Raw genomic sequence first — 26,316 nt, 5'->3', positions numbered from 1 at the left:
GTGGCCGAACTGTGGTGGGCGATGACGACCGGGTCGTCGGTGGGGTCGGTTTCCACCGCGAGCGCCACCCGCGCCGTTCGCTCCACACCGGCATGACGTCGTGGTCGAGCCGGCGCCGGGGCAGCCCGAGGTAGGCGGTGGCCGTGTCGCTGATCTCCACCGTCGTGCTCTCATCCGGGCCGCCGACCGCGACCCGCGCGCACGTAATCGCGCAGGCCGCGTTCGAGGGTTCGGGGTGCTCCATGCCGCCACGCTGGAGGGCCTCCGATTCGCATGCCGGGCGGCCTGGGCGATCCGCCTGTGCAGAGCAGGGTCTGTGCGGCACGGTTTGAAGCGTCATCGGCGGGCTACTCCCGGCTTGACCGCCCCGGGACTCGGCGATCAGGTACTTCAGCAGGAAGAGCGACGGAGATGACGAACACCATCGAACGCCGGTCGGCGCGGCAGGCCAGTGCCGCGGAGCCGATGCTGGCGGGGGAGAAGACCCGCACCGAAACCTTCCTGGTCAAGCTGTTCGCGGTGGTACCGCTGCTGGCTCTGGCCGTGGCGGTGCCGTTCGCGTGGGGGTGGGGCCTGGGCTGGACCGACGTCGCCCTGACGGTCGGGTTCTACTTCCTGACCGGGCTCGGCGTGACGATCGGGTTCCACCGCTACTTCACCCACGGCGCGTTCAAGGCCCGCCGCGGCTTGCGGATCGCACTCGCCGTCACCGGCAGCATGGCCATGCAGGGCCCGGTCGTCGGCTGGGTCGCCGACCACCGCCGGCACCACGCCTACGCCGACCGCGACGGCGACCCGCATTCGCCGTGGCGCTACGGCACCTCCGCCGCCGCGCTCGCCAAAGGGTTCTGGCACGCCCACATGGGCTGGTTGTTCGACCGCGAGAAGACCAACGCGCAGCGCTTCGCGCCGGACCTGCTGGCCGATCGCGACATCGTCCGGGTCGACCGCTGGTTCCCCGCGTTCACCGTGGTCACGCTGCTCGCCCCGGCGCTGATCGGCGGGCTGGTGACGATGTCCTGGTGGGGTGCGTTGACTGCGTTCTTCTGGGCGAGTCTGGTGCGGGTGGCGGTGCTGCACCACGTCACCTGGTCGGTGAACTCCCTGTGCCACCTGATCGGCGACCGGCCGTACGCCGCCCGCGACAAGTCCGCGAACTTCTGGCCGCTGGCGATCGCCTCGATGGGGGAGTCGTGGCACAACTCGCATCACGCCGACCCGACCGGCGCACGCCACGGCGTCCGCCGGGGCCAGCTCGACATGTCCGCCCGGCTGATCTGGCTCTTCGAGAAGTTCGGCTGGGCCACCGACGTCCGCTGGCCCAAACCCGAACGCCTGGCTCGCAAGCTCAACCCCGGCTACACGCCGGCACCCCGCGGGTTCGGCAAGCCCGAACGCGGTCTGCCAGGTGGCGCATTCGCCCGAAAATCCCGCGGTACCGCCCGGCCGGAAGGGTGACGAGCCCCGCCGGTCAGGGCGTCGTCCTGTCGTTCCCGGCGGCTCGATATCGTTTAGCGCACGCGCTTGCGGGAATCTGCGTCGAGCAGTGATAAGCGGTCGCCCCCATTTCCGGCGACGCAGGGTTGGGGAAGGACTTGGATGGTTACGTCTACGGTGAATCTGGACGCGGGCGCCCGCGAGAGGTCGCGCAACGACTTTGGTGATCTGGCTCGCGTCGTGCGGAGCGCGGGTTTGCTCGACCGTCGTTACGGTTACTACGCGGTGAAGATCAGTCTCACCCTGCTCGCGCTGGTCGGCGGGTGCGTGGCGTTCGCGGTGCTGGGCGATTCGTGGTGGCAGCTGGCCACGGCGGTCTTCTTCGCGGTGATGTTCGCCCAGATCGCGTTCCTCGGCCACGACGCGGGACACAACCAGATCTTCCGCAGCGGACGGGCGAACGACCGCGCCGGCTACGCCTTCGGTGCCGTCGTCGGCATGAGCTACGGCTGGTGGATGGGCAAACACCGCCGGCACCACGCGAATCCCAACCACGAGGGCGACGATCCCGACATCGACATCCCGCTGCTCGCCTTCACCCGGGGGCAGACGGCCGGGAAGAGCGGGTTCGTGCGCTGGACGTCGAAGCACCAGGCGTGGTTGTTCTTCCCGTTGCTGTTCCTGGAAGGACTGAGCCTGCATTGGTCCGGCATCCGGGCGGTGTGGCGCGGCGAGGTCGTGACTCGCCGGCTGGAAGCGGTGTCGCTGTTCCTGCACTTCGGTGTCTACCTCGGCGCGGTGTTCGTGGTGTTGTCTCCGCCGGTGGCGGTCGCGTTCATCGCCGTGCACCAGGGACTGTGGGGTGTCTACATGGGTTGCTCGTTCGCGCCGGGCCACAAGGGCATGCCCACCTTCACCGACAAGACGAAGCTCGACTTCCTGCGCAAGCAGGTCCTCACCAGCCGCAACATCCACGGCGGCCGGTGGGTCGACTTCACCCTCGGCGGGCTCAACTACCAGATCGAGCACCACCTGTTCCCCAGCATGCCGCGGGCCAATCTGCGCCGCGCGCAGCCTTTGGTGCGCCGGTTCTGCGCCGACCACGGGATCGACTACGCCCAGTGCGGACTGCTGAAGACCTACTACTACGTCCTGCGACACCTGCACGACGCCAGCGCACCACTCCGCGAAAAGACCGCACCCGCCCGCTAGCAGTAGTGAGAGACGCCGATCGTAGGTAGCGATGAATGCATCGTGTCCGGCTCGTCGAAACTGGTTCTCTTTCGCGACAAGGGATCGGACACGGCAAGCCGCGCGATGCGGATGCGGACCACGCTCGGCAGGCCCGCCCGGTCATCGACAGACGCCGCCCGTGCGGGCGACCACGATCTCCCGCGAATCGTTCTGCTGGGACGAGGCAGCTGGTGTGCCAGGGCCGCGACCGAGGGCACATCACCGACCCGCTCGCGGGACGCCGACCAGGAGCACCCGGCCGGCTGCGCGGCCGCGGGCTACTGCTGGTCAATTACCTCGCCGACCTGGTCCGCATGCACACCGCGCCGTCGGGCACCATCGTCGAGGCCCGCTTCGCCCTTGGCTGAGAAGACAACCACCAGATCGGCGATGCTGCGCCGGGACGCCATCAAGCTGCTCGGTGCCGCCTCCGGAGGTCGAAGCGGAGCCCAGCGGTCACACCCCGTCGTCCGAGATGCCAGGCGGCGAGGCGGTGTCGGTATCGGCGCCGTTGTCGGCCTGGCGTTCGGTGCGGGCGGTCCCGTGCCAGTCCAGGCACAGCACGGTGGCGTCGTCCTGCAGATGACCGTGGCAGGCGTGCGTCACCGCCCTGGTCGCTGCCCGCACCAGCTCTCTGGTGTGCAGTCCGTCGGTTTCGAGGAGTAGTGCGGGCAGGTCGGCGTCGGCGGCGTCGCGTTCGAACATGCCGTCGGTGAGCAGCACCAACCGGTCACCGGCGCGCAGGTCCAGCCGTTGCACCCGGTACCGGTAAGGCTTGACGCCGAAGAGCAGGTCGGATTCCAGCTCGATCGGCTTCACCACACCGTCGCGCAGCAGCAGCGGTGCGGGATGTCCGGCGTTCACCAGCTCGACCGCGCCCTTCTGCAGGTCCACGCGCAGCAGCAGCCCGGTCGCCAGCGATACGTCGCCGTGGTCGAGCAGTGCCTGGTTGGCCTCCTGCGCCTGCTCTGCCAGGTCGCGACCGGCTCGGCGGGCCCCGCGCAGCGCACCGACCAGCAGGGTCGCGGTCAGTGCCGAGGCCACGTCGTGTCCGGCGGCGTCGGTGATCGACAGGTGCAGGGTCTCGCGGTCCAGGGTGTAGTCGTAGGTGTCGCCGCCGATGTCGTCGGCGGGCACCAGGGCGCCGGCGATGGTGAACTGGGCCGCCTCACAGCAGGCCGCCGACGGCAGCAACTGGTGTTGGATCTCCGCGGCCAGGCTCATCGTGGTGGTGCGCCGGCCGGTGTGGTAACGGTCGGTGAAGCGGCGGTCGGTGACGATGACGTAGGCCAGCGCGTGTGCGGCCTGCCCCAGCTGCGTCAGTACCTCGTCGTCGCAGAAGGGCACGGTCACCTCCAGGAGACCGACGCAGTCGCCGCGGTTGGTCACCGGCAGCACCACCTGCTCCCCGCCGTCGTTCTGCTCCTGCCACGGCCGCTGGGTGCGCAGCACCCGCTCGTAGACGCTGTTCCGTAGCTCGACTGGCTTCGGGTCGCGCCCGTCCGGATCCTTCGCGGTCGAAGTGAGGCGCACCAGGTGTTCCTCGATGAGGTCGACCAGCAGGAACGAAACGTCGAAGGCACCCAGCCGCTTCGCGAGGTCGCGGGCGACGACCTCGACCGATTCCACGGGCGGTGCGGTCTCGGCGGCCGCCAGCACATCACCGGGTCCCAACGCCACTCCGTCCACGGCAACCTCCGATCACTCGGAATCCACCCGACCACATCATCACACCCGACCGGACGCAAGACCGCCGGCGACTCACGAGCCCGGACCAAGGCAGAGCACGGCGTAGAGGACGTGACCGAGGGCGGAAGCCGGTGTCGCCGGTGATCTGGTGCCGATCCCGCCGGGTTCCTCGAGGACCGCGAGCGCGTCCGCACGTTCGTGCGGATGCCGGCGGCAGGGCAGGTCGCCGTGCGCACTGAGACGGCTGCTCGGTTCCGGCCAAGCCGGCTGAGGAGAACGTCAGCCACTGCATGGTGTCCATTTCCTTGCGGGGGCCTCGTTCACTCGGAGGCCCCCACGGCGGAATCAGACGGTGAGGGCAAGCTTGCCCTGGAGGTGACCGCCGTCCAGCAGCCGGTGGGCGTCGGCGACGCGTTCGAACGGGAACGTCTCCTGCACGTGGACCCGGAGCCTGCCCTGCTCGACGAGGTCGACGAGACCGCGCAGGGCAACCGGATCGGGGTCGACCGCGACGCCGCTGAAGCGCATCCCGGCCGCCTCGAACTTCGCGATGAGGTCCGAGTCCTCTTCGGCGACCGCAGTCACCAGATGCCCTCCCGGGCGAAGCACCCCGAGTGACCGCTCGACGGTGTCACCGCCGATCGTGTCGAGCACGACATCGACGTCACGCACCACCTCGGCGAAATCGACCGCCGTGTAGTCGATCACCTCGTCGGCGCCGAACCCCTCGACGAACTCCCGCTTACTGCCACTGGCGGTTGTGATCACGTGCGCGCCGAGGGCTTTCGCGATCTGGATCGCGACGTGGCCGACCCCGCCCCCACCGCCGTGGACCAGGACGCGGTCGCCCGCGGTCACGCCGCCGAGGTCGACGAGGCCTTGCCACGCCGTCAGCCCGACGACCGGCAACGCCGCCGCCTCGACGTGGGAGAGCGACGCCGGCTTGCGCACCAGGTGCAACGCCGGAGCGGAGACGAGTTCGGCATACGCGTCGGCCGCCCGGGGAAACAGCGGCATGCCGAACACTTCGTCACCGGGCCGGAACCGCCACGTCTGCGCCTCTTCTACCACGCCGCTGATATCCCAGCCCAGGACGAACGGCGGCTTGCCGAGCAGCGGGAACTCACCGGCGCGCAGGCGCGCCTCCAGAGGGTTCAGCCCGATCGCCTCGACGCGGACGAGGACCTCGGTCGGCAGGGGCCGGGGCGCGGGCGCGTCCGCGATGGTGAGCACCTCGGGGCCGCCGAGCTGCTGCTGGGTGATGACTCGCATGACTCTCTCCTGGCTCTGGAAGGAACAAGATCCAGGCTAGGTATCCGATGGGAACCGCCAGGTACCTTTGGCGCCATGAGCGGTTTTGTTCCCGGTGGTGTCTTTCTCGCCGACTGCCCGGGGCGGCTGGCGGTCGAGCTGATCGCCGACAAGTGGACGGTGGTCGTGCTCGCCGGCCTGAGCGAGGGCCCGGTGCGCCACGGCGAGCTGGTCGAGCTGATCGGCGGTATCTCGCGCAAGGTGCTTACCCAGACGCTTCGCCGGCTCGAGGCGCACGGGCTCGTCCGCCGCCACGCCTACGCCGAGGTGCCGCCTCGCGTCGAGTACGAGCTCACCCCGCTCGGCGCGACGTTGATCGACCCGATCCACACGCTGACCGAGTGGGCGAGGGCGCACGGCGACGCGGTCCTGGAAGCGCTCGACGCCAATTCCGAGCCAGCCGCCCATCACAGCTGAGCTCTCGCTGCTCTGAAGTCGTACGGGTTTCTTGAAAAGCGTTTGCGTCTTGACGCAACTGGCACAAGAGCCGCACTGAACCAGCACAACGTTGGGTCGCTCACGCGGTTCCGCAGAATAGTCTTTCGGTCCACAGTGGATTCATCAAGACCGGCGAGTTGTCGTTGGCACAGAACGAATCCGTGGAGGGGTGCCGATCCGCGCGACGTCGCCGCGATGGTGCACCTGGCGGTGTACTGGCGCTGGTCACCCACGGGCGAGTCCAGCCCGGCGAGACCGTGACCGCGGCCGAACGCGCCGACCGGGCATGGCACCGCTGGATTGCAGCGCTCGTCAGTCGGCATCGATGCGTTCGGCGCGGGCGAGCGCCAGGTGCCGCGACACCGCAGCCCTCGACCGGAAGAGCGCCCGGGCCGCTTCGCCGATGCTGGACGGGGCGACGCCGAGGGACGTCTTCACCGCGGGCAGGTGGTTCACCAGGCGCAGGTCACAGCAAACTGAGCACAACGGCCGAAACGAGGCTCGTCACCACCACGGCCCCGGCCATCGCGGCGGTCACCCGCCACGACAGGGCTCGGCCGACCATCACCATCGACGGCAGGCTCAGCGCGGGCAGCGCGATCAGCAGCGCGCCCGCGGAGCCCACTGAGGCCCCCGCCGCGGTCAGCGCGAGCACGACCGGGATCTCGCCTCCGGTCGGGATCACCAGCAGCGTGCCGACGACGGCGCACACGAGTACGGCCGCCACACCCAGGTGCGTCGTCAATTCCGAGAAGTCCGAAAGCCAGCCGCTCACCGCGCCGACGAGCAGGACCACGACCAGGTATTCCGGAACGAGTACCACGGTGAACCGGGCCAGCGAGCGCAGGTACCGGAGAGGAAGGTCGCGGACCCGCACCGGTGCGAGTGGCTCCGCGAGGACTGCCGGGGACACCTGCGGGCGGGCCAGCCGGGCCACGACGGTCGTCGCCCCGAACACCAACAGCGCCCCGACGACCAGGCGTACGACGCCGAACTGCCAGGGCGCCACCAGGAACAGGAACACCAGGACGGCGGGGTTGAGCACCGGGTTACCCACCCAGTACGCCAGGCTCGCCGTCACCGCGGCCCCGCGCCGGCGCAGGCCCACAGCCACTGGGGCGGTGCAGCAGGTGCACATCAGGCTGGGCAGTGACGCCGCGCCGCCGGCGAGGCTTTGCCCGATCCGCGAGCGCCGGTTGAGCGCGGTGAGCAGCCATGCCTTCGGGAGCAGCGCGTCAACGGCGGCCGCGAGCGCCAGGCCGACCACCGCGGCAGGCCACACCGACTGGAAGTACGCGACCGTGAAGTGCCACGCTCCGGACAGTGAGGGCGCGGAGCCGGGTGCACCGGCCTTCGCGAAGATCGCGCCGCCGGACCACGTGTGGGTGGTCGCCATGGTGCTCGTTTTGGCCGCGTAAGGCAGCCATTTCGCCCACAGCAGGCCCACGACGAACAGCACCGCTAGCAGTCCGACGCCGACGAGTCCCACGCGTTTGCCTTGCCGCGCTTCCGAGCTGACGGTCGTGGTCATGCGGGTTCACGTCCTGTCGGGTAGCGCTCGGCGTGGAGTGCGGCCTGGCAGGCTGTCCGGGTTGCGGTGATCGCTTGGCGGTAGGTGTGGTCGACCAGGTCGCCTGCCGTGAACTCGCCGTCGAGGTCGGTCGGGGTTCCGGTCATGGTGAGGAGGTACCCGTCGGCGTCCGGGTCAACCTGTCCCTTCACCAGATCGCTGCGCGGCTGGCGCGTGATGGCCGGGTGTTGCGCAGCCGGATTCCCGCCACCGCGGACTCGTCGTGGATTTCGGCCACATTCAGGGTGCTGTTCGGCTTGACCGGGTGGTGCTGGGTACTTTCGCGGAGCGTCTCCTCGGAGCACGCGCACGCGCTGCCGAACAGGGAAAGCGCTGTCCAGGCAGGTGATCGCCAGCAGGCGGCGGATCGCGGCCGAAGGCCGGACCGCCAGGTAGCTGCCGGCCTCCTCGGCCGCCGCGTGCAGCACGACCACGGCCCGCAGGCCGGCGGAGCCGCAGAACGTCACGGCGGTCAGGTCGATCGTCAGGCGCGACGGCCGGGCCGCGAGCGCTTTCTGGACTGTACGGTCCAGAACGGGCACGCCGGCCGGGTCCAGCTCGCCGGAGACCGCCACGGTGACCACGCCCGGCCGACCTTGGACGATCCGAGCTTCGAACGGAGCTGCGGAGAACGGGAGTTCACCGGAACCGTCCTGCGGAATGAAACGCTCCGACTCCGTCGACGAACTCGAGGAATGTGAGACGGCTCGTGCTTGAACCGAACAGGTTCACGACAAAGCCGGCCTTACCCGAATTCAACCCGCCGGGGAAGGTGAAAGGTAGGGCGTGCTCACCGTCAGCCAGTCCTCGGCCGCCGCGAGATCGGCGTGCAGGGGCATGAGGTGGTCGAGTCCCAGTGCCGAGATCGGCCGCTGTACGGCGCGGCGAGCGCTGATGACCGCGAACGGAACCCCGTCCACCCTGCCGTGGTCGTGGGCGTCCAGCAGGACCCGGATGATCCCGGCGGAGCAGAAGTCCACCTGGGACAGGTCCACGACCAGAGCGCGCGGCCGCAACCGGATCTCCCGGGTCAGGCAATCCTGCAAACGCTCGGCGACCGCGTTGTCGAGTTCACCACGCGCGGCGACGACGGTGGTTTCGCGGGTGGTGGTCACCGTCAGCGACGGGAATTCGTAGCTGGGCATGATCGTCGGTCTCCTCCAACGACGACTGAGGCAGCCACGGGCGGGTTCGTCCCGGCTGCCTTTGCGCCGGCCGAACCTCGCCAGGCGCAGGCGGCTACGGAGCTGAACCGCCGCGTCCGACCGTACTCGTTCCGCCGGACACGGTCGATGAGGGCGTGCCTCACCTTTTCAGGGGAATCGCGGCTCGTCACCGGTGCGGTGGTAGTGATTCCGCGGACGTCCTGGGATCACCGAGCCGCGCGGGGCCCGCCACGCCGGGCGGTGCGGGATCGGCTGGGGGCGGGCCACCGTGTCGGTCATCGAACATGCACCTCGTCACCACCGCCGGAACAGGTCGGCGCCCGCATACCCGGGTCGGCGCCCGATACACCGGAAAACACCGGTTCCGGCTTTGCGGCGGGTTTACCGAGGTCGCGGCACGGGATCGGGCACGTTCAGGCGCTGTCGCAGTTCCGGGACGAAGCCCGGATCCAGTCGTGCCCGGGTGGTCAGGTCGATTTCGAGCGGTACGCCGGCCCCGGCCGGCAGCACGCCGTCGAGGACGATTCCGGCCGCGGCGTAGCCGGCGAGCGAGTCGTCGCCCGAGAATCCGTACGCTCCTGGTGGGATTTGCCGGACACCGTGGTGATCGTCGCGCGCACGCCGCGTCCCAGCCTGCCCACGGTGTAGCGGAGGCAGCTCGGGATCACTCTGGGGAGCGGCCGAGGATCCGCCGGTCTCGCCGGGGCAGGACGGTTTGCTCCAGGTGCCGCACGCGAGGTGGGTCGCCGGTCGCGGTCAGGGCGCGGACGCGCTGGTCGAGTTGGCGGTCCAGCTCCGTCGAACGTTCGTAGTGCTGCCGCAGGTGCTCCTGCCAGCTCGCGACGACGAACTGCTCCACGAAGAGCTCCGGGTCGTCCAGATCGCGGTGGAGGCGCCACCGGGTCGCACCGCTGCGCCGCCGGGCCCAGCCGACCGGCTGCATCGCGCGCTCGAACTCGTGGGCTCGTTGCGTCGTGACCCGCCATTCGACCTGTACCTGCACCGGGCCGGAGACGGTCGCCACCTCCGGTGGTTCCGGCCAGTAGCGAGTGCGGCCCAGCTCGTAGGTGCTGTCCGGCAACCGCAGCGCGCGCCCGCTGACGAGCGCCGCGACGACCAGTCCGGCACCGGGGACGGCGAACGCCACGGCGAGCCCGGCGAGGTCGGCGACGAAGCCCCACAGCAGCGCGCCGAGTGCCTGCCCGCCCATGAACACCAGCTGGTAGTAGGCCAGCGCCCGAGCTCGCGTCCACGCCGGAAGTAGAAGCTGCGCCGCCGAGTTCAGGGTCGACAGCACGGCGATCCAGGCGACGCCCGCGAGGAACAGGGCGACCACCACCGCCGGCACCGAGCCGGTCAGCCCGGTGACGAGGTCGGCCAGGCCGTAGAGCACCGTTCCCGCCGCGATCACGGTGTTCGTGCCGAGCACTGCCCGCAGCGACGGCAGGACGACGGCCGCGGTCACCGCGCCGGCGCCGAGGCAAGCCAGCAGCAGGCCGTAGCCACCCGCACCGAGGTGCAGGGGCCCGCGAGCGACCGCCGGCAGCAGCGACCACAGCCCGCCCGCGAAAAGCATGAACGACGCCGAGCGAGCCAGCACGGTGGCGAAGGCGGGCGCGCTGCGCACGTACCGCGCGCCCGCTCGGGTCGCGGCGAGGAGCCGTTCGGCGCCGAGCGGGCGGTCGGCGCGTTCACGCCGCCACGTGAACACGACTGCGAGAACGCCGAGGAACGACACAGCGTTGAGCGCGAACGTCGCCTCCGCCCCGAGGGCCGCGATGAGCACGCCGCCGAGCGCAGGTCCCACGGCGCGGGCGATGTTGGCGTTGGCGCTGTTCAGCAGGGCTGCTTGGGCGATTTCGGAGCGGGGGACGAGTTCCGGCTGGATGGCTTGGAAGCTCGGAACCGACAGGGCCTGGCCGAGCGCCATCGTCGCGGTGAGCGCCAGCAGCGAGCCCGGCGAGACCTGGTGGGCCGCGGTGACCGCGGCGAGGGCGGCGGCTCCGGCGAGCATGACGGTCTGGCCGGTCAGCAGCAGGCGGCGCCGGTCGAAGATGTCTCCGAGCGCTCCCGCGGGGACGACCAGCAGGAACACCGGCAGCGTCATGGCCGTCTGGACGAGGGAGACGTCGAGCGCGGAGCCGCCGAGGTCGCCCATCAGCCACTGCGCGCCGACGGTCTGGGCCCACGTGCCGACGTTCCCGGCGAACTGGGCGATCCAGAGCGTCCGGTACATCTTGCGTCGCAGCGGGGCCCACGCCGCGGGGGCTGTCATCCGCCGGCGTTCCAAGCGGCTCTCGCGTGGCTCACGAACTCGGCACGGCTGCCGGCGGCCACCGCGCCGTTCCGGGTGCGGTAGCAGTCCAGTACCGCGTCGAAGCGGGTGGCGTGCAGGAACTCGCGCACGACGGCGCGCTCACCGGTCACCACCCGCAGCCGCGCGGCGCCCGCGGCGTCGTGCGCGGCGTGGATCGCTCGGACGCCGGCGACGGACACGAAAGTCAGCTCCGACAGGTCCAGGATCAGTGCCTCGGGTTCGGTGGAGAGGATCTGCGCGACGGCGTCCACGAGCTTCGCCGCGGTGCCCATGTCCAGCTCGCCTGACAGGACCAGGACCACGACGCCGTGTTCGCCGCGTGTGCGCACCAGTCCGAGGCGCTCCGGCTCGTACGGGGTTCTCATGACCACCACCCCCGCTTCCGGTCGCGCGGACGAAGGACGTCGGCCGAGTCGGCGGGGAGGAAACCGGTCATGGCGCACGCTCCGTCCGGAGAGGTCGACGACGAGGTCCGCGGCTCCGGTAAGGAGTCGTTCGCGGCCAACTACCCGGGCGCGTGGCGCGGCAAACACCGCGGGCTCGGACTCCGCTGTCGAATCTCGCAGCTAGGCGGCCCGCGGGACGCGGTGGGCGTGGGCCCGTGGACTCCCAGCCGCATTGTTCCCAATCAATGAACACGTGCACGGGCCGGTGCGCTGGACTCACCCAGGAACACCACCGTGTTTCCCGGATTCGTGTTCCATTGCTTTTTCAGGATTCGCATCGTGGCGGCTACCCCGGCGCTTGTGGGTCAACCGGCGGTGTGGGCGCAGGATTGCGGGTGACCCGGCCGCGGCTGACGGCCCCGCTCCGCCGCCGGGTCACCCTTGGGTAGGACGGCCGTCGGTATGCGCGGGGTCGGAGGTGGGAACCCCGGCGTACGGCCGTCCGTCTGGCCGGCACGATTTTCTCGTGTTGGCCGGCCGTCTACCCGGGTCACAGACGAAGTAATTGCGGATCAGCTCTACTTCGCCGTCCATTCACCCATCCGGCGGTCTGCGGGGTCAGGGCATCGGCCGAGGCGGGAGCGACCGGAGCCACTCTGCCCCCACGGTCAGAACTGCCCAGACGACCTTGCCATTGCGCAGGTCGGGGGTACACCCCCAGGTTTTGGCGAGTGCCGCGACGAGGAGGAGTCCGCGTCCGCCTGGCTGGTCGGAGGTTGCCTGACGCAACACTGCCGGGCGCGGGCTGGGATCGCGGACCGCCACGGTCAGCATGCCGCGGCGGTATTCCAGCCGGAGGTGCGCGGGGCCGGCACCGTCGGTGTGGAGGATCGCGTTGTCGACGAGTTCGGTCGCGACCTGCACGGCGTCGAGCTCGACATCCGTGAGGCTCCATTCCTGACAGGTTCGCTGGACGAATCCCCGGGCGTGCGCGGAGCTGGCGACGACGGCAGGAAACTCGGCTCGGGCCAGTCTTCGGGTGGGCTGCCGGCTATCCGAGGACAGGGCTTCCTCGACAGTGCGGAAGATCGGGACGAACCTGGGCAATGCGCTGCGGGCGATCCGCTCGAATCGGGCCGGGTCGGCGACGACCAGCAGGATCGGCGCCCCGAACCACTCGTTGACCTGGTCCCTCGCAGAGAGAAAGACGGCCATGGCGGTGTCGGAAGGCACCTGCAGGCGCGAAATGTCGGCGATCACCGCTTCGGGGTGTTCGAGAGCGAGCTTGACCAGGTAGTCCCGCAACTGGGGGTAGGTCAGCGCGTCCAGGACACCGGAAGGGCGGGCGACCAAGCACCCGTCCCGCAGGTCGTGGACCAGTTCGATCCGGCTCTCATCATTCATAGTGCCTTCGTGCACTCTGAAGCGGAGTAGCGTCACTTGAGCTGGGTTACCGTGCCGGTCTCCTCGAGGGCCGGGCGCGACCAGCGCATGGCCGGGGAGCTTCGCGCCCTCTGCTTTGCCGTGAACCCGCCGAATTCGGTCGCGGTTATCGCCCTGGTGTTGCCCCGTTCGGTGAAAGGCGGCCAGCCGCTTTCTGGTCGGCTACAGCGGCCGGCCCAGGTGGGCAGGCACCGCCGGTGCCGGATGCCCGGCCCCGGCGTGTGAGCGGGGCCTTCGGGGGTAACCGCCTCCCCTGGACGACACTCGAAAACCGGAGGAGCCCGAATGTCCGAAGAGGACCTGGTCAGCTCGGAACAGCAGGAAACGCTGGAACTTGCCGAGGAACCCGGAACCGACGACCTCGACTCCCGCGCCTGGGAGCGCGAAGACCCGGACTCCGGTTCGGCATCGAATCGGCCGATCCAGCTGGCACCCGTCGACGGTGACGGCCCGCCGGTCGACACCGAGCCCGACGAAGTGGCCGAGGATGCGGGTTTCGGGCTCGCTGCCGGCCCGGAGCAGGGCGCGCTGCACGTCGAAGACGAGCGCGGCTGAGTCAGCGGTCCTGGCGCTCGCGCTGGGGAACCACCACGTACTTCGGGTCCTTCGTCGACTCAACACCCGCCTCGAAGACCCCGAACCGCTGCAGCGCACTGCCCGCGAACAGCGCCGCGCCGGACGCCACGGCCATCGCCCGGCTGCGGTGCGCCGCGGTCAGCGTGCCCAGCAGGCCGGCGGCGGTCAGCCGCTCCGACGACCTTCGCAGCCGGTGGGCCTTGCCCGTGGTGTAGGCCTCGGCGCTCAGCCCGAGTTGACTCTCCAGCACCTTCGACGCCGCGAGCTCCGTGACCGCTCCGAAAACAGCCAGCGCACGGGCCGGCCGCGCTTCCCCGACCGGTACCAGCGCCATCGCGAAACCACCCGAGCTCGCGGCCGCCGAGCCGGTGAAGACGAACGGCAGCTGCGGGTGCGCCTCGTGCCACGCCGGCACCGCCGTCTGGGACAGCAGCACCGCCGTGTACGACGCGAGGGCAGGAGCGATCACCGCCGAGGCGAGTCCGGCGGGCCGCGCCGTGGCGCGCAGCAGCTTGCCGGGCAGGGTGCGGCGGAGCCGGTCCGGGAGCATCTCGGCGAGCGCCGCGATGCCCGCGCCGGGCGCGAAGGCGGTGAGGATCCAAGTTCCCACGCTCATCGGGGACGTCGGCTTCGCCACTCGCAGCATGTGGTGGAACCGCGCCGGCCGCCCGAGGTCGGCGACGAGCAGGTAGCCGCTCGCGAGCAGCGCAGCGAGGGACCCGGTGCGGCCCACGCGCCGCAACCGCGGCCGTCCGGTCAGGTCGGCGCCGGCCGCCAGCAGCGAGGTGCCCGCGGCCAGCCCGCCGGTGAACAGGTAAGCGGGCACCTTCCACTCCCAGACCGGTGGCTTGAGCACCGGCCGGCCGTAGTACGACCGGAACTCGGCGCGCGGCACCATCAGCTCTTCGCGGGTGCCGCCGCCCCGTTTGCGACGGCCGAACGTCCTTGCCTGGGTGTCGGACGCCTGGGCGTCGCTGCGCGGTTCGCGGAGCAGGGGGTCTTCGCTCATCGACGGCGTCCTCCGAACGCGGCGACCGCGGCGGCGAGGAGCGCCGACGCGGCCATCCCGGCGTATTTCCACATGGCGGGCAGCTCCCGGGTCGGCACGACCGGGTCCGGTGGCAGCCCGTAGACCTCGGGTTCGTCCAGCAGCAGGAAGAAGGCGCCGTTGCCGCCGACACCGTCGTCGGGGTCGTGGCCGTAGAGCCGCGCCTCGGGGACGCCGCGCTCGTGCAGCTGCTCGACGCGGCGGGCGGCCCGCTCGCGCAGCTCGTCCAGCTCGCCGAACTGGATCGAGTCGGTCGGGCACGCCTTGGCGCACGCCGGCTCGAGGCCGTCGTGGAGCCGGTCGTAGCAGAGCGTGCACTTCTGGGCGCGGCCGTCGCCGGGGCGGCGGTCGATGACGCCGTACGGACAGCCGGAAACGCAGTAGCCGCAGCCGTTGCAGATGTCCTGCTGCACGACGACGGTGCCGAACTCGGTGCGGAACAGCGCCCCGGTGGGGCAGACGTCGAGGCAGCCGGCGTGGGTGCAGTGCTTGCACACGTCCGAGGCCATCAGCCAGCGGAAGTCGGTCCGGCCGTCGGTGCCGGTCTTCGCGCCCGGCAGGTCGAACGAGGGCATGCCGAGGTCGTCGGGCGCCCGGGGCAGGGGTGAGGTGCCCAGCTCGCCGCCACCGCGCGGCGCTTCACGCAGCTCGTCGGCGACGAACGCGGTGGTCACGTCGATCGCCGACGGCCCGGTCGGCAGCCCGTCGAGCCCCGGCGACTGGTCACCGAGCGGACGCTGCTGTTCGATGAAGGCGACGTGCCGCCAGGAGTTCGCGCCGAGCGCGCCGGTGTTGTCGAACGACATCCCGAGCAGGTCGAGCCCGTCTTCGGGGACGTCGTTCCACTCCTTGCAGGCGACTTCGCAGGCCTTGCAGCCGATGCACACCGACGTGTCGGTGAAGAACCCGACGCGCGGCGGATGCGCGGTGTGCCCGGCTTCCCCGGCGACGTCGGCCAGCGGGCCGGAGAGGCGGTTCTCGATGCTCATGCGGGGTCCTCCTCGGCCCGGTGACCGGGCTCGACGTGCTGGACGTCGTGGATGGTCGCGACCTGGGTACCCGTTTCCGGCGTGATGCCCGCCCGGGAACGGTACTCGGCGAGCAGCGCGGTCAGATCGGCGCCGCGCGGCCGCCGGCCCGGCCGGACGTCGCAGGTGGCGACCTTGCTCTCCTGGATGAACACGTTCGGGTCCACGACGACGCCGAACAGGTCGTTGACTACGTCGCGGGAGACGAGTCCGGCGTTGCCCCAGTGGTAAGGCATCCAGACCTGGTGCACGACCCGGTCCTGCACGCGCAGCGGCGCCATCCGGTCGGTCACGAACACCCGCGCCTCCACCGCGGCCCGCGCGGTGATCACGTGGGCCCAGCCGAGGTGGGCGAGCCCGCGGTGCTTCGCCAGCTCGGGGGAGACCTCGACGAACAGGTCCGGCTGCAGCTCCGACAGGTACGGCAGCGTCCGGCTCATCCCGCCCGCCGTGTGGTGCTCGGTCAGCCGCGCGGCGGTGAACACGAACGGGAACACCTCGCTGTGCGCTTCGGGCGGCGACGGGTGCGAGGGGTTGTCCTTGCGGCCGTAGACCTTCCGCGTCGGGTTGCCCTGCTGGGTGTAGAGCTGGTTGCGGAAGGGCGACTCGTGGGGTTCGTAGTGCGTCGGCAGCGGCCCGTCGGCCAGCCCGGACGGCGCGAACAGCCACGCCTTGCCGTCGGCCTGCATGATGAACGGGTCGTCGCCGCGCAGTGCGGCCGGGCCGACCGCGCCTTCGGGCGGCACGTGGTCCGGCGGCTTGGTCTTCTCGAAGTCGGGGATGTCGTGGCCGGTCCACTCGCGACGGTCGGCGTCCCACCACACCAGGGCCTTGCGTTCGCTCCACGGCTTCCCGGCCGGATCGGCGGACGCGCGGTTGTAGAGGACGCGGCGGTCGAGCGGCCAGACCCAGCCCCATTCGTGCGCGTAGAAGTCCTGGTCGAACCGGGACTTGCGGCGCGCCGCCCGGTTGACACCGTCGGCGTAGACGCCGCTGTAGATCCAGCAGCCGCACGAGGTGCTGCCGTCGGCCTTGAGGTCGAGGTAGCCGCCGACCTCAAGGCCGGTGGTGAGGTCCTGGCCGTTGATGCGGCGCAGGACGTCCTCGGCCGACGGCTCGTCGCCGTGCACCTCGTAGTCCCAGGCCAGGTCGAGCAGCGGCCGGTCGCGCTCGTCGGTGGACCCGGCCAGCCGTTCCCGCAACTTCCGGCCGAGGTGGTGGAAGAACCAGAGGTCCGAGCGCTGGTCCTCGGCCGGTTCGACGGCTTTCTCGCGCCACTGCAGCATCCGCTGGGTCTGGGTGAACGTCCCTTCTTTCTCGGCGTGCGAGGCGGCGGGGAAGAAGAACACCTCGGTGCGGCACTCCTGCGGGGTGATCTCGCCGGTTTCGACCTCGGGCGCGTCCTTCCAGAAGGTGGCGCTTTCGATCATCACCAGGTCGCGCACGACGAGCCAGTCGAGGTTGGCCATGCCGAGCCGTTGCAGCTTCCCGTGCGCCGAGCCGACGGCGGGGTTCTGTCCGAGCAGGAAGTAGCCGGATACCTTGCCGTCGACCATGTCCATGACGGTCCGGTAGGTGCCGTGGTCGCCGTTGATCCGCGGCAGGTAGGCGAAGCAGAAGTCGTTGTCCGGCGTGGCTTTCTCGCCCCAGTACTCCTTCAGCAGCGACACGGTGTAAGCGTCGGCGTTGCGCCAGAAGCCCTTCTGCTTGTCTCCGCGGATGCTCTCGATGTAGTCGGACAGGGTGGCGTGCTCGGGGGTGGGCATCGGCAGGTAGCCCGGCAGCAGGTTGAACAGCGTCGGGATGTCGGTCGAGCCCTGGATGCTGGCGTGCCCGCGCAGCGCGAAGACCCCGCCGCCGGGCCGGCCGATGTTGCCCAGCAGCAGCTGGATGATCGAGCCCGCCCGGATGTACTGGGCGCCGACGCTGTGCTGAGTCCAGCCCACGCTGTACACCAGCGCAGCCGTGCGCTCCCGGCCCGAGTTCGACGTCCACGCGTCGCACACGCGCTGGAACAGCGCCTTCGGCGTCCCGCAGGTCGCCTCCACCATCTCCGGCGTGTAGCGGGCGAAGTGGCGCTTGAGGATCTGGAACACGCACCGCGGGTGCTGCAGCGTCGGGTCGGCGGTGATCTCCTCGCTGCCGCCCTCGATGACCGGGCCGCCCGAGCCGTGCTGGTAGGACGACGACATCTCCTTGCCGTGCCCGGTCTCCTTCGGCTCGACGCTCTCGTAGTGCCAGGTCGTCGGATCGTAAGCGGCCTTGGCCTCGTCGTAGCCGCTGAACAGGCCGTCGAGATCTTCGGTGTCCTGGTAGTCCTCGGCGACCAGGAAGGACGCGTTCGTGTAGGCGACCACGTACTCCCGGAAGTCCAGGTCGTTGCTCAGGATGTGGTTGATGACGCCGCCGAGGAACGCGATGTCAGTACCGGCCCGCAATGGGACGTGGGCGTCGGCCAGCGCGCTCGTGCGCGTGAAGCGCGGGTCGATGTGGAGCACCTCGGCCCCGCGGGCCTTCGCCTCCATCACCCATTGGAACCCGACCGGGTGCGCCTCGGCCATGTTCGAGCCCATGATGATGACGCAGTCGGAGTTCTGCAGGTCTTGCTGGTAGTCCGTCGCGCCGCCGCGACCGAAGGAGGCCCCCAGACCGGGAACCGTGGCGGAGTGTCAAATACGAGCTTGGTTCTCGATCTGGATCGCGCCCAGGGCCGTGAAGAGCTTCTTGATCAGGTAGTTCTCTTCGTTGTCCAGCGTGGCGCCGCCGAGGCTGGCGATCCCCGTCGTGCGCCGCAGCGGCTTCCCGTGTTCGTCGGTGTCCTGCCACCCTTTGCGGCGGGCGTCGAGCACGCGGTCGGCGACCATGTCCATCGCCGTGTCGAGGTCGAGATCGGTCCACTCGGTCGAGTACGGTGCGCGGTAGCGGACCTTCTGCTGCCGCTGTGGCCCGGTGACCAGTTGCTTGCTCGCCGAGCCCTTCGGGCAGAGCCGGCCGCGGGAGATGGGGCTGTGCGGGTCACCTTCGATCTGGACGACCTTCTCGTCCTTGACGAAGATTTGCTGGCCGCAGCCGACGGCGCAGAACGGGCACACCGACCTCGCGACCCGGTCGGCACTGGCGGTGCGCGGCGTCCGGGCGGCCGACTGGGGCGATTCGGCCGCCTTGCCGCGGCCGAGCGGGTCGGTCCCGGTCAGCTGACGGTAGACGGGCCACGACTCGAGCCACTTCCGTGGTCCCATGCCGCCTCCGTTCGCCTGCTTGCTCGCAGCGTCTACCCGGGCCGGTCGAGCCTAAACCGGCGCCGCGATGTCGTCGACCGGATGGCGTCAGACCGGGTGGAGGTCGGCCGGTGACGCGGCGGGCACGTACCGGCTCGCCGCTTCGGCCAGATCGGGGTCGAGCGTGACGAACCGGCCGGCCTGCAGCACTCGGCGTTGGCCGGCGAGATCCGGTCGCCGAGCAAGCGGACGCGCAGCGTCGTCACCTTGTCCAGCAGGTCGCGGCCGTCGCGGCTCGTGCGTTTCCCGCGGCCGACGCTGCGGAAGATCTCGGACAGCGCGTGCGACCGCAGGACCGCCGACCGACGAGCTGGTGCTCGCCGGGCACGGTGATTCCGGCCTCCGCGAGGTGCAGGGCGGTGCGCAGGCCGATGCCGTAACGCGACCCTTGGAGCTCACTCGGGCGGCAAGGGCTCGCGGATCTCCTCCGCCATCGAGCCGCCGGGAATGTCCGCGGCGATGCCGAGCTCTTCTTCGTAACCCCTCGTGCCGCGGACGTCGTCGCCCACCATGGGGGCCGCGACGTCGACATCGGGTTGTTCCTCGGCCAGTCGCTCGCCGAGCGGGCGGTCGTGGGCCTGCTCCCACGGCGTCATGCCGTACTTGGTGACGCCGGTCCAGTGCTCCGGCGGGTCCATGGCCTCTTCGAGGGGATCCTGGCGAAGCCGGTCTTCGTCGAGGTCTTCGGCGCTGTTCAGCGCCGCCGGATCGGTCTCCACCGAGTCCGGCGCGCCGGTGTCCTGGGGCGGGTCATAGGGCTGGTGCGGTTCGGTCACCGCGGCACCTCCTTCGCTGGGTTCGGGAGGTTGCCACGGGAACGCCCGGCGAAACGCCCGGCACTTCTTGAAGTGCTTTCCCGCCGCCTCCGGCAGCGACCGGGGAGAATCCGACATCCGCGGTATCCTCCGGCACGCGGTCACATCGGCGGCTTCCCGCTCATCATGTCCGTCTGCGCCGAGCTGACTTCCGGGTCTGTCGGCTGGCGCGGTGTTTGCGTACCTCCGAGCACGATGTCTCGTTGCGCGAGGTCATGGCGGTTACTACGGGAAATCAACCAAACGGACCCGAACTGCCCGGCATCTTCGCCGACCGGCTCCGCAAGCTGCCCTCACACCGGCCGATCCGTTCAGTCGCTCAGCAGCAGCTGGTCGATCATGAGGTGTCCCCACGCGCCGGTCGCCTGGTCGATCACCTGCACCTGGGCACTCTGTCCCTGCAGGGTGCCGACGTCCCAGTCGATCGGTTTGAGCACGCCGGTGTCATCCCCGGTGGCCGAGCGCACCACTTGGCCGTTCACGAGCAGGTTGATCGAGGCCTGGCCGGGGGAGCCGGCTGGGTGGTTGCCGCCGGCGAGCAGGAAGTGCAGATGGTTGCGGTCCAAGGTGAACATCGGTGAGGTGATCGTGCCGGTGGCAGGGTCGCCGCTGCCGGCGAAGGTGTCCAGTACCGCGTTGCCGACCATGCCGGGCAGGTACTCGAATGACGGGCCGGTGCCGGCGAAGCTGCCGGTGGTGGTCCAGCCGGGGTCGTAGGCGGTGCCTTCGAACCCGGAGACGACGTGCGCCGGGCGTTGGGTCAGGTCCGGGAACTCGGTGATGGTCGTGTTGGCGAACGTGCCGCTGCCGCCGGTGGTGTAGAGGTTGATGCCGGTGTCGGCGGGGTCGGCGAACACTTCGTTGGAGTGTGCGTACCGGCCGTCGTCGACGAACACCTCGATGGTGGTCCGGTCGACCAGGATCCGCAGGTGCGCGCTGGTCTTCGCCGGGTTCCACGGCGCGTGGCTCTCCCCGCGCGCCCCGCTCGTGTCGGGCGACCCGGTTTGGCGCCGGTTGAGGTAGCTGTAGTCGTGGTAGATCCCGGCGTCGGCGTGGCGTGTCCCGTCAGCCGACGCCCGCAGCTGCAGCCCGATGTTGTCCAGCTGGGTCCAGCTGACGTCGGTGTCGAGCTGGTAGGCCGTCCCGTGGTAGGCCAACGGCACGAGGCCGTCGTTGACCTGGATGGTGCCGAGGTTCGTCACGGAGGTGGCGTGGGACGCCAGCGCCGGTGTCGGCTGTGAGGCCAGTGCGTAGCCGTCCGGGTAGTGCTTCAGCGTGATTTGCCGGACGATCGAGTCGGTGCCGTTGAAGCCGTCCGAGGCCCACGTCGGTGTGGTGTCGGGGTAGGCCCAGTTGTTCATCCAGGCCATGCCGAACCGCCGGTCGGCCGGTGCGGCCGGGTCCTCCCAGGTGACTCCGGCATACCAGTCGAAACCGTGGTCCAGCCACTGCGGCGCGGCCGCGTCGGCGGTGAACCCGGCGCCGTCGAAGGCCCCGGTCCAGTACGCGTAGGTACCCGGGACACCGCCGGCGCTGACGCCCAGCACCCAGTGCGTGGTGCCGTCGTCGGCGCGGATCGGGTACAGGTCCGGACATTCGAGCGTGCCGTACGTGCTGACGAAGTCCGACTGCCACGTCCACGTCTTCAGGTCCGGTGAAGTGAAGAACCCGATCCGGTCGCCTTCGGTGATCGCCGCGACCCAGCGGCCGCGTGCGGGATCCCAGATCACTTTGGGATCCCGGAAGTCGTGGCGGCCGCCGTTCGGGATCACGGGTGTCTCGCCGTACGGACGGAACGTCCGGCCGCCGTCGATCGAGTACCACAGGAACTGCGCCTGCGGCCCGGAGGCGTTGACCGGGTGATCCATCTGCGTCACCAGTTGGATCACCGCGCCCGCGCCGAAGCCGGCCGTGTTCGCGGTGTCCACGACGGCGGAACCGGACCACAGGTCGTAGTTCGCGTTGGTCTTCTTCGGTGCGGCGATGCCTTGATCGGCGAAGGCGACGCCGTCGTTGGTCGTGGCCAGCCGCCAGGCGGTGCCGACCTCGGTCGGGTAGTCGGCGTTGTAGAGGTAGTAGTAGTTGAACTTGCCGTTGACGTACACCGGCCGCTGGGGATCGTTCTTCCAGTGGTCGGGCACCGTGAAGTGGTACTGGGCGCGGTACGTGCCCGCGGCTTGCGCCGGGGTGGCGCCGCCGGGACCGGTCAGGCCCACGGCTGCCGTCGCCGCCACGAGGGCGGCGGCGGACAACAGGCGAAGTGCACTCGTCGTTGAGCTCATCGCATCTCCAGAATGTCAGGAATCGAGAATGCTGAGACGTTTTCCGTCCCACGCCACCGGGATGGGATCGCTGATGGCGCCGACGAAGCCGTGTTCGCCGCGGTGGTGGAAGGCGAGCAGGACCCAGGCCTCGTCGGTCCGGCGGCGGGTCAGGCGGCCGCTGTAGAAGCGGTCGTCGGTGACGGGTTCGGCGGCCGCGATGTCGAACGGCCCGGCAGGGCCGCCGGCGGGCGCGGCCCAGATGCCGCCGGTCGTGCCCGTCGCCCGGCGGTCGGCCGAGGCGTGCTCGGCCAGGCAGGAGAAGAGCAGGACCGGGCGGCCGTCCACCACCTCGGCCTGCAGGACCTCCAGCTGCCCGAACCCGCGCGACCCGGGCGCGGTCAGCGGCGGGCGCAGGTCCCAGTGGCGCAGGTCCGCGGACACGGCGTGGCCGACGACGCCACGTTCGAACGGCTCGCCGGTAGCGGCGCGGGCGGTGATGAGCATGTGCCAGCCGTCGCCGTCCGGGTCGGGGAACACCCACGGGTCGCGGAACGCCTCGTCGTGCCAGCCGGCGTCCAGCGTTTCGTACCAGCGCGGATCCGCGGCCAGGACGGGGTTCTCCGCAGCGCGTTGCCAGGTCACGAGATCTGGTGACGTGGCATAGCCGATCCGCTGGATGTTCTTGCCGTCGGAAGCGCGCGTGGAGCCGGTGTAGAAGAGGAACCACGTCCCGTCCGGGTGCCGCACGACCGACCCGGTCCAGGTCGCCAGGTCGTCGAAGGCCGGGGCGTCCGCGCGGACCAGCGCGTCCTCGATCCGGGTCCAGCTCACCAGGTCGGTCGAGACGGCATGGCCGATCGAGGCGCGGTAATGCCGGGCTTCAGGGTCGTGCAGAGCGCGTGAGGCGTAGAGGAAGAAGAGGTGGTAGCGGTCGCCGTCGTCGGCGAACCAGAAGTCCCAGACCCAGGAGTCGGGCAGCGAAAACATGCAAAGCCTTTCGAAAGGTCGGGAGAGCGTCATTCCTTGATGCCGCTGGCCGCGACGCTGCTGACGAACGCGCGTTGGAAGGCGAGGAAGACCACGAGCACCGGCAGCGTGATCATCGAGGTGTAGGCCATGACTTCGCCCCAGGCGGTGTTGTCCTGGAAGAAGTACTGCATGCCGACCATGACCGGCCGCAGCTTCTCGTCCTGGACGACCATGCTGGGCCACAGGTATTGGTTCCAGGCCGGCAGGAACGTCAGGATCGCGACGGTGGCGAACGCCGGCCCCGACAGCGGCACGACGATCTTCCGGTAGATGGTGAACCAGCTCGCGCCGTCGATCCGCGCCGCTTCGTCGAGGGCGGTGGGGATGGTGGAGAAGTACTGGGTGAACAGGAAGATCGAGAAGCCGTTGGCGATGAACGGGATGATCTGCACCTGGTAGGAGTCCAGCCACCCGAAGTCGTATTCGATCCGTCCGTTCTGGAACAGCAGGGTCGGCAGCTGCGAGACCCAGTAGACCATCGGCACCGCGATGGTCTCGAAGGGGACGATCAGCGTGGCGATGATGACGCTGAGCACGACCCCGCGGCCGGTCCAGCGCAGCCGGGAGATCGCGAACCCGGCCATGGAGTTCACCAGCAGCCCGGCGACGACGATCACCACCGTGACGATCACCGAGTTGAGCAGGAACCGTCCGACCGGCACGCGGTCGAACACCTCGGCGTAGTTGTGCAAGCCGATGTCGCCGACCGGCAGGAACGCGCGCCAGCCGCCGACGTCGGACAGGATCTGGCCGTCGGGTTTCAGGCTGGAGACGACCATGAACACCAGCGGGAACAGGAAGAAGACGGCGAGTCCGATCAGGACCAGGTAGCTCCAGGTCCGTCGTCGGCGGCGCAGGCCGCGCTCGCCCGGGTCGCGACGGACTGTGTATCCATTGTGGACTGGCATGGCTCAGTCCTTGTCTCGGGTCAGGAAGCGCTGGAGCAGCGCGACGATGAGCACCAGCACGAAGAACACCAGCGACAGGGCCGAGCCGTAGCCGATCTGCTGCTGGTGGTAGCCCATGCGGACGGCGTCGTAGACCAGCGTCGAGGTGGAGTCCACCGGGCCGCCCTGGGTCATCACGTCGATCTGCACGAACAGCCCGAGCGCGGCGATGGTGATGGTGATCAGCACGAAGACGCGGGTCGGGCGCAGGCACGGCCAGGTCACGTTGCGGAACTGCTGCCAGGTGCCGGCGCCGTCGATCCGTGCGGCTTCGTAGAGCTCCTCGGGGATGGTCTGCAGCCCGGAGAGCCAGATCAGCATGTGGAAGCCGACCGCTTGCCAGATGGACAGCACGATGATCGCGATGAGGGCGGTACTCGGGTTGTTCAGCCACGCGGTGCCCTGCCAGGCGCCGAAGGTGATCGAGTCGATGAAGGAGTTGATCAGCCCGTCCGGCTGGTACATGAACTTCCACAGGATGGAGACCACGACGATCGAGGTCACGACCGGGATGAAGAAGATGACCCGGAACGCGACCGCGCCGCGGATCTTCTGGTTCACCAGAATCGCCAGCAGCAGCCCGAACCCGGCCTGCACCGGCACGACGACCGCGGCGAAGCAGAACGTGTTCACCAGCGAGCGGAGGAACGTCGGGTCGGCGGTGAAGGCCCGGACGAAGTTGTCGAGGCCGGTGAAGGTGGTCGGCTGCGGCGAAACCAGGCGGGCGTTGGTGAACGACAGGACGAAACCGAGGATCACCGGGACGATCAGGAACGCCAGCAGCAACAGTACGGCCGGGGCGGCCATGGCCCAGCCGGCGCGACGCTGGGAGCGCCGTTCATGGCGGGGTTCCCGTCCGGAGACGGGTTTCGGGGCCGCGCTCGCGGCGCGGGTGTCCGGCGAGATGGTCGCCGTCATGGGAGGTGCCTTCCCTGTCGGCCCGCCCGGCGTTGCCGCCGGGCGGGGGAGCGACGAGCTAGAAGCCGTAGCCGTTCTGGGATTTGATGTCGGTGTCGATCGCCTGCACGGCGGTGTCGAGCGCCGGCTTGACGTCGGCGCCGCTCATGATGTCTTTCGCGGCCTTCTCGAAGGTCGAGGAGATGACCGGGTAGCCGGGGGTGGCCGGGCGGGAGAGGGCGAACTTCTGCGACAGCACGGCGAACGGGTGCAGGGGAGCGGTGTCGCCGAAGTACTTCGACGCCGCCGCGGCGGTCGTGGTGCTCGGGATGACGATCTGGCTGTCGGCGAAGGCGGTGAGGTACTTGTCCTGGAAGCTGAACTTCAGGTACGCGCGGGCGCCGTCGGCGTTCGTGCAGCCGGCGGAGATGCCCCATTGCCAGGAACCGCCGCCGATCTTCGGGCCCTTGCCGAAGTCCACCGGCGGCAGGATCAGCAGGTCGTTGCCGACGCTTTCGAGCGCGTCTTTGGCGTTCCACACGCCGGTGTAGCTGAGAGCGACCTTGTTGTCGATGAAGCGCTGGTTGCCGACCTGGCCGGCGTTGTCCGCCCAGCCGTTCTTGAAGGCCTGCTGGAACCAGGTGAAGAACTTCACCGCGTCGGGGCCGTTCAGCGCGCCGTCGGCGGACTTCATGGTGGCGCGGTCGATCAGGTCGCCACCGGCGCTCTGCAGCATCGGCGAGTAGGCGTACGACCACCACTCGCCCTTGTCGGCGGCACCCAGGTCCAGTGGCGTGGGGTAGCCGTTGGCCTTCAGCTTGGCGACGGCCGCGTCGAACTCCTCGAGCGTCCACGGCTTCTCGACGGTCGGGATCCTGATCTGGTTCTTGTCCAGCACGGACTTCCGCGCGAAGATCGACAGCGCGGCGTCCCAGTAGCCCGCCGAGTAGACGGTGTCCTTGTAGCGGCCGACGGTCGTGGGCAGCAGGGTCTTGATCAGGTCATCCGGCAGTCCCAGCGGCTGGAGGTAGCCGGCCCAGGCCCAGTTCGGCATCACCGGGCCGTCCATGTCCAGCAGGCAGGGCAGCTTGCGCGCCGCGGCGGCCGCGGTGATGGCGTCGTTGTAGGAACCCTGCGGGAAGTTCTGCTGGACGATCTTGTACTGGGTCTGGGACGCGTTGAAGTCGGAGATGATCCGCTGGTAGACCGCCAGCTCGCCGGGGTTACCCGCCGAGTGCGTCCACATGGTGATCTCACCGGGTCCGCCGGAGGACGAAGAGTCCTGGCTCGCGCGGGCACAGCCGCCCAGCGCGAGCACCGCGGCCAGGCCGGCCGCTACCATGATGGGGAGGGATTTGCGTTTCACCGTACAATCTCTTTCTCTGTTGCGGAGCGCGACCGGCCGTCGCCTCCGTGCCGGATGGCAGCGCCAACTGCCATGTGG

General features: G+C 69.8%; 22 protein-coding genes and 4 pseudogenes. 5 read left to right on the top strand and 21 right to left on the bottom strand.

Annotated features, from left to right (window positions below; genetic code table 11):
* Positions 1–106: 106 nt before the first annotated feature.
* Positions 107–244: pseudogene (locus AB0M59_RS11475) on the bottom strand (hypothetical protein); the annotation flags it as partial.
* Positions 245–411: 167 nt separating this feature from the next.
* Here AB0M59_RS11475 and AB0M59_RS11470 point away from each other — a divergent pair.
* From AB0M59_RS11470 to AB0M59_RS11460, 3 genes and pseudogenes are all read left to right on the top strand, one after another.
* A complete protein-coding gene (locus AB0M59_RS11470; protein WP_364612457.1) occupies positions 412–1,458 on the top strand; it encodes an acyl-CoA desaturase in 1,047 nt (348 codons plus the stop codon).
* Positions 1,459–1,599: 141 nt separating this feature from the next.
* Positions 1,600–2,649 (top strand): acyl-CoA desaturase, encoded by a 1,050-nt coding sequence (locus AB0M59_RS11465; RefSeq protein ID WP_364612454.1) that lies wholly within the window; start codon positions 1,600–1,602, stop codon positions 2,647–2,649.
* Positions 2,650–2,855: 206 nt separating this feature from the next.
* Positions 2,856–3,038, top strand: a pseudogene (locus AB0M59_RS11460) (sensor histidine kinase); the annotation flags it as partial.
* 88 nt (positions 3,039–3,126) lie between these two features.
* Here AB0M59_RS11460 and AB0M59_RS11455 read toward each other — a convergent pair.
* A complete protein-coding gene (locus AB0M59_RS11455; RefSeq protein WP_364612451.1) occupies positions 3,127–4,344 on the bottom strand; it encodes a PP2C family protein-serine/threonine phosphatase in 1,218 nt (405 codons plus the stop codon).
* Between the two features lie 360 nt (positions 4,345–4,704).
* Positions 4,705–5,631, bottom strand: coding sequence for an NADP-dependent oxidoreductase (locus tag AB0M59_RS11450; protein WP_364612448.1), 927 nt, complete (start codon positions 5,629–5,631; stop codon positions 4,705–4,707).
* Between the two features lie 75 nt (positions 5,632–5,706).
* On the opposite strand from AB0M59_RS11450, the gene AB0M59_RS11445 reads away from it, so the two are divergent.
* Positions 5,707–6,087, top strand: a complete 381-nt coding sequence (locus tag AB0M59_RS11445; protein WP_364612445.1) for a helix-turn-helix domain-containing protein — start codon at positions 5,707–5,709, stop codon at positions 6,085–6,087.
* Between the two features lie 333 nt (positions 6,088–6,420).
* On the opposite strand, the gene AB0M59_RS11440 is transcribed toward AB0M59_RS11445, so the two are convergent.
* The 9 genes and pseudogenes from AB0M59_RS11440 to AB0M59_RS11400 form a co-directional block, all read right to left on the bottom strand.
* On the bottom strand, positions 6,421–6,564 hold the full coding sequence (locus AB0M59_RS11440) for a hypothetical protein (protein WP_364612442.1): 144 nt from the start codon (positions 6,562–6,564) through the stop codon (positions 6,421–6,423).
* A gap of 10 nt (positions 6,565–6,574) precedes the next feature.
* A complete protein-coding gene (locus AB0M59_RS11435) occupies positions 6,575–7,639 on the bottom strand; it encodes a permease (protein ID WP_364612439.1) in 1,065 nt (354 codons plus the stop codon).
* Positions 7,636–7,845, bottom strand: a pseudogene (locus tag AB0M59_RS11430) (thioredoxin-disulfide reductase); the annotation flags it as partial. The pseudogene AB0M59_RS11430 and the gene AB0M59_RS11435, both read right to left, overlap by 4 nt.
* A gap of 153 nt (positions 7,846–7,998) precedes the next feature.
* Positions 7,999–8,283, bottom strand: a pseudogene (locus AB0M59_RS11425) (STAS domain-containing protein); the annotation flags it as partial.
* Positions 8,284–8,433: 150 nt separating this feature from the next.
* Complete coding sequence (locus AB0M59_RS11420; protein ID WP_364612436.1) at positions 8,434–8,823, bottom strand: STAS domain-containing protein; 390 nt, start codon at positions 8,821–8,823, stop codon at positions 8,434–8,436.
* 168 nt (positions 8,824–8,991) lie between these two features.
* On the bottom strand, positions 8,992–9,123 hold the full coding sequence (locus AB0M59_RS11415; protein WP_364612433.1) for a hypothetical protein: 132 nt from the start codon (positions 9,121–9,123) through the stop codon (positions 8,992–8,994).
* A 385-nt stretch (positions 9,124–9,508) separates the two neighbouring features.
* Positions 9,509–11,119 (bottom strand): MFS transporter, encoded by a 1,611-nt coding sequence (locus AB0M59_RS11410; protein ID WP_364612430.1) that lies wholly within the window; start codon positions 11,117–11,119, stop codon positions 9,509–9,511.
* Positions 11,116–11,526: an STAS domain-containing protein gene (locus tag AB0M59_RS11405; protein WP_364612427.1), complete on the bottom strand. Its 411-nt coding sequence runs from the start codon at positions 11,524–11,526 to the stop codon at positions 11,116–11,118. Before AB0M59_RS11405 ends, AB0M59_RS11410 begins: the two co-directional genes overlap by 4 nt.
* Before the next feature lie 639 nt (positions 11,527–12,165).
* Positions 12,166–12,951: an STAS domain-containing protein gene (locus AB0M59_RS11400; RefSeq protein WP_364612424.1), complete on the bottom strand. Its 786-nt coding sequence runs from the start codon at positions 12,949–12,951 to the stop codon at positions 12,166–12,168.
* Positions 12,952–13,275: 324 nt separating this feature from the next.
* On the opposite strand from AB0M59_RS11400, the gene AB0M59_RS11395 reads away from it, so the two are divergent.
* Positions 13,276–13,545, top strand: coding sequence for a hypothetical protein (locus AB0M59_RS11395; protein ID WP_364612421.1), 270 nt, complete (start codon positions 13,276–13,278; stop codon positions 13,543–13,545).
* A gap of 1 nt (position 13,546) precedes the next feature.
* Here AB0M59_RS11395 and nrfD read toward each other — a convergent pair whose 3' ends face one another.
* The 9 genes from nrfD to AB0M59_RS11350 form a co-directional block, all read right to left on the bottom strand.
* On the bottom strand, positions 13,547–14,575 hold the full coding sequence (gene nrfD / locus AB0M59_RS11390) for an NrfD/PsrC family molybdoenzyme membrane anchor subunit (RefSeq protein WP_364612418.1): 1,029 nt from the start codon (positions 14,573–14,575) through the stop codon (positions 13,547–13,549).
* On the bottom strand, positions 14,572–15,603 hold the full coding sequence (locus AB0M59_RS11385; RefSeq protein WP_364612415.1) for a 4Fe-4S dicluster domain-containing protein: 1,032 nt from the start codon (positions 15,601–15,603) through the stop codon (positions 14,572–14,574). The genes nrfD and AB0M59_RS11385 overlap by 4 nt, the downstream gene beginning before the upstream one ends.
* Positions 15,600–18,881, bottom strand: coding sequence for a formate dehydrogenase (fdh, locus tag AB0M59_RS11380; RefSeq protein WP_364612412.1), 3,282 nt, complete (start codon positions 18,879–18,881; stop codon positions 15,600–15,602). The genes AB0M59_RS11385 and fdh overlap by 4 nt, the downstream gene beginning before the upstream one ends.
* A 434-nt stretch (positions 18,882–19,315) precedes the next feature.
* Entirely contained in the window at positions 19,316–19,696 is a 381-nt protein-coding gene (locus AB0M59_RS11375; RefSeq protein WP_364612409.1) for a hypothetical protein, read from the bottom strand.
* A gap of 350 nt (positions 19,697–20,046) precedes the next feature.
* Positions 20,047–22,017, bottom strand: a complete 1,971-nt coding sequence (locus tag AB0M59_RS11370; RefSeq protein ID WP_364612406.1) for a glycoside hydrolase family 32 protein — start codon at positions 22,015–22,017, stop codon at positions 20,047–20,049.
* 15 nt (positions 22,018–22,032) lie between these two features.
* A complete protein-coding gene (locus tag AB0M59_RS11365) occupies positions 22,033–22,986 on the bottom strand; it encodes a glycosyl hydrolase family 32 (protein ID WP_364612403.1) in 954 nt (317 codons plus the stop codon).
* 29 nt (positions 22,987–23,015) lie between these two features.
* Complete coding sequence (locus tag AB0M59_RS11360) at positions 23,016–23,936, bottom strand: carbohydrate ABC transporter permease (protein WP_364612400.1); 921 nt, start codon at positions 23,934–23,936, stop codon at positions 23,016–23,018.
* A 3-nt stretch (positions 23,937–23,939) separates the two neighbouring features.
* The gene (locus AB0M59_RS11355) at positions 23,940–24,893 is read right to left on the bottom strand and encodes a sugar ABC transporter permease (RefSeq protein WP_364612397.1); all 954 of its coding nucleotides are present in this window, start codon (positions 24,891–24,893) and stop codon (positions 23,940–23,942) included.
* Between the two features lie 58 nt (positions 24,894–24,951).
* Entirely contained in the window at positions 24,952–26,238 is a 1,287-nt protein-coding gene (locus tag AB0M59_RS11350; RefSeq protein ID WP_364612394.1) for an extracellular solute-binding protein, read from the bottom strand.
* Positions 26,239–26,316 lie beyond the last annotated feature (78 nt).

Origin of the sequence: Amycolatopsis sp. NPDC051371 (assembly GCF_040682155.1) — a bacterium.
GTDB lineage: Bacteria > Actinomycetota > Actinomycetes > Mycobacteriales > Pseudonocardiaceae > Amycolatopsis.
This window is presented reverse-complemented; position numbering and strand designations above follow the sequence as displayed.

Coding starts and splice junctions, on each gene's coding strand:
- AB0M59_RS11385 (WP_364612415.1), bottom strand. CDS start 15,603: ATGAGCATCGAGAACCGCCTCTCCGGCCCGCTGGCCGACGTCGCCGGG.
- AB0M59_RS11450 (WP_364612448.1), bottom strand. CDS start 5,631: ATGCGAGTCATCACCCAGCAGCAGCTCGGCGGCCCCGAGGTGCTCACC.
- AB0M59_RS11420 (WP_364612436.1), bottom strand. CDS start 8,823: ATGCCCAGCTACGAATTCCCGTCGCTGACGGTGACCACCACCCGCGAA.
- AB0M59_RS11415 (WP_364612433.1), bottom strand. CDS start 9,123: ATGACCGACACGGTGGCCCGCCCCCAGCCGATCCCGCACCGCCCGGCG.
- AB0M59_RS11370 (WP_364612406.1), bottom strand. CDS start 22,017: ATGAGCTCAACGACGAGTGCACTTCGCCTGTTGTCCGCCGCCGCCCTC.
- AB0M59_RS11395 (WP_364612421.1), top strand. CDS start 13,276: ATGTCCGAAGAGGACCTGGTCAGCTCGGAACAGCAGGAAACGCTGGAA.
- AB0M59_RS11360 (WP_364612400.1), bottom strand. CDS start 23,936: ATGCCAGTCCACAATGGATACACAGTCCGTCGCGACCCGGGCGAGCGC.
- AB0M59_RS11470 (WP_364612457.1), top strand. CDS start 412: ATGACGAACACCATCGAACGCCGGTCGGCGCGGCAGGCCAGTGCCGCG.
- nrfD (WP_364612418.1), bottom strand. CDS start 14,575: ATGAGCGAAGACCCCCTGCTCCGCGAACCGCGCAGCGACGCCCAGGCG.
- AB0M59_RS11365 (WP_364612403.1), bottom strand. CDS start 22,986: ATGTTTTCGCTGCCCGACTCCTGGGTCTGGGACTTCTGGTTCGCCGAC.
- AB0M59_RS11355 (WP_364612397.1), bottom strand. CDS start 24,893: ATGACGGCGACCATCTCGCCGGACACCCGCGCCGCGAGCGCGGCCCCG.
- AB0M59_RS11405 (WP_364612427.1), bottom strand. CDS start 11,526: ATGAGAACCCCGTACGAGCCGGAGCGCCTCGGACTGGTGCGCACACGC.
- AB0M59_RS11445 (WP_364612445.1), top strand. CDS start 5,707: ATGAGCGGTTTTGTTCCCGGTGGTGTCTTTCTCGCCGACTGCCCGGGG.
- AB0M59_RS11435 (WP_364612439.1), bottom strand. CDS start 7,639: ATGACCACGACCGTCAGCTCGGAAGCGCGGCAAGGCAAACGCGTGGGA.
- AB0M59_RS11410 (WP_364612430.1), bottom strand. CDS start 11,119: ATGACAGCCCCCGCGGCGTGGGCCCCGCTGCGACGCAAGATGTACCGG.
- AB0M59_RS11465 (WP_364612454.1), top strand. CDS start 1,600: ATGGTTACGTCTACGGTGAATCTGGACGCGGGCGCCCGCGAGAGGTCG.
- AB0M59_RS11400 (WP_364612424.1), bottom strand. CDS start 12,951: ATGAATGATGAGAGCCGGATCGAACTGGTCCACGACCTGCGGGACGGG.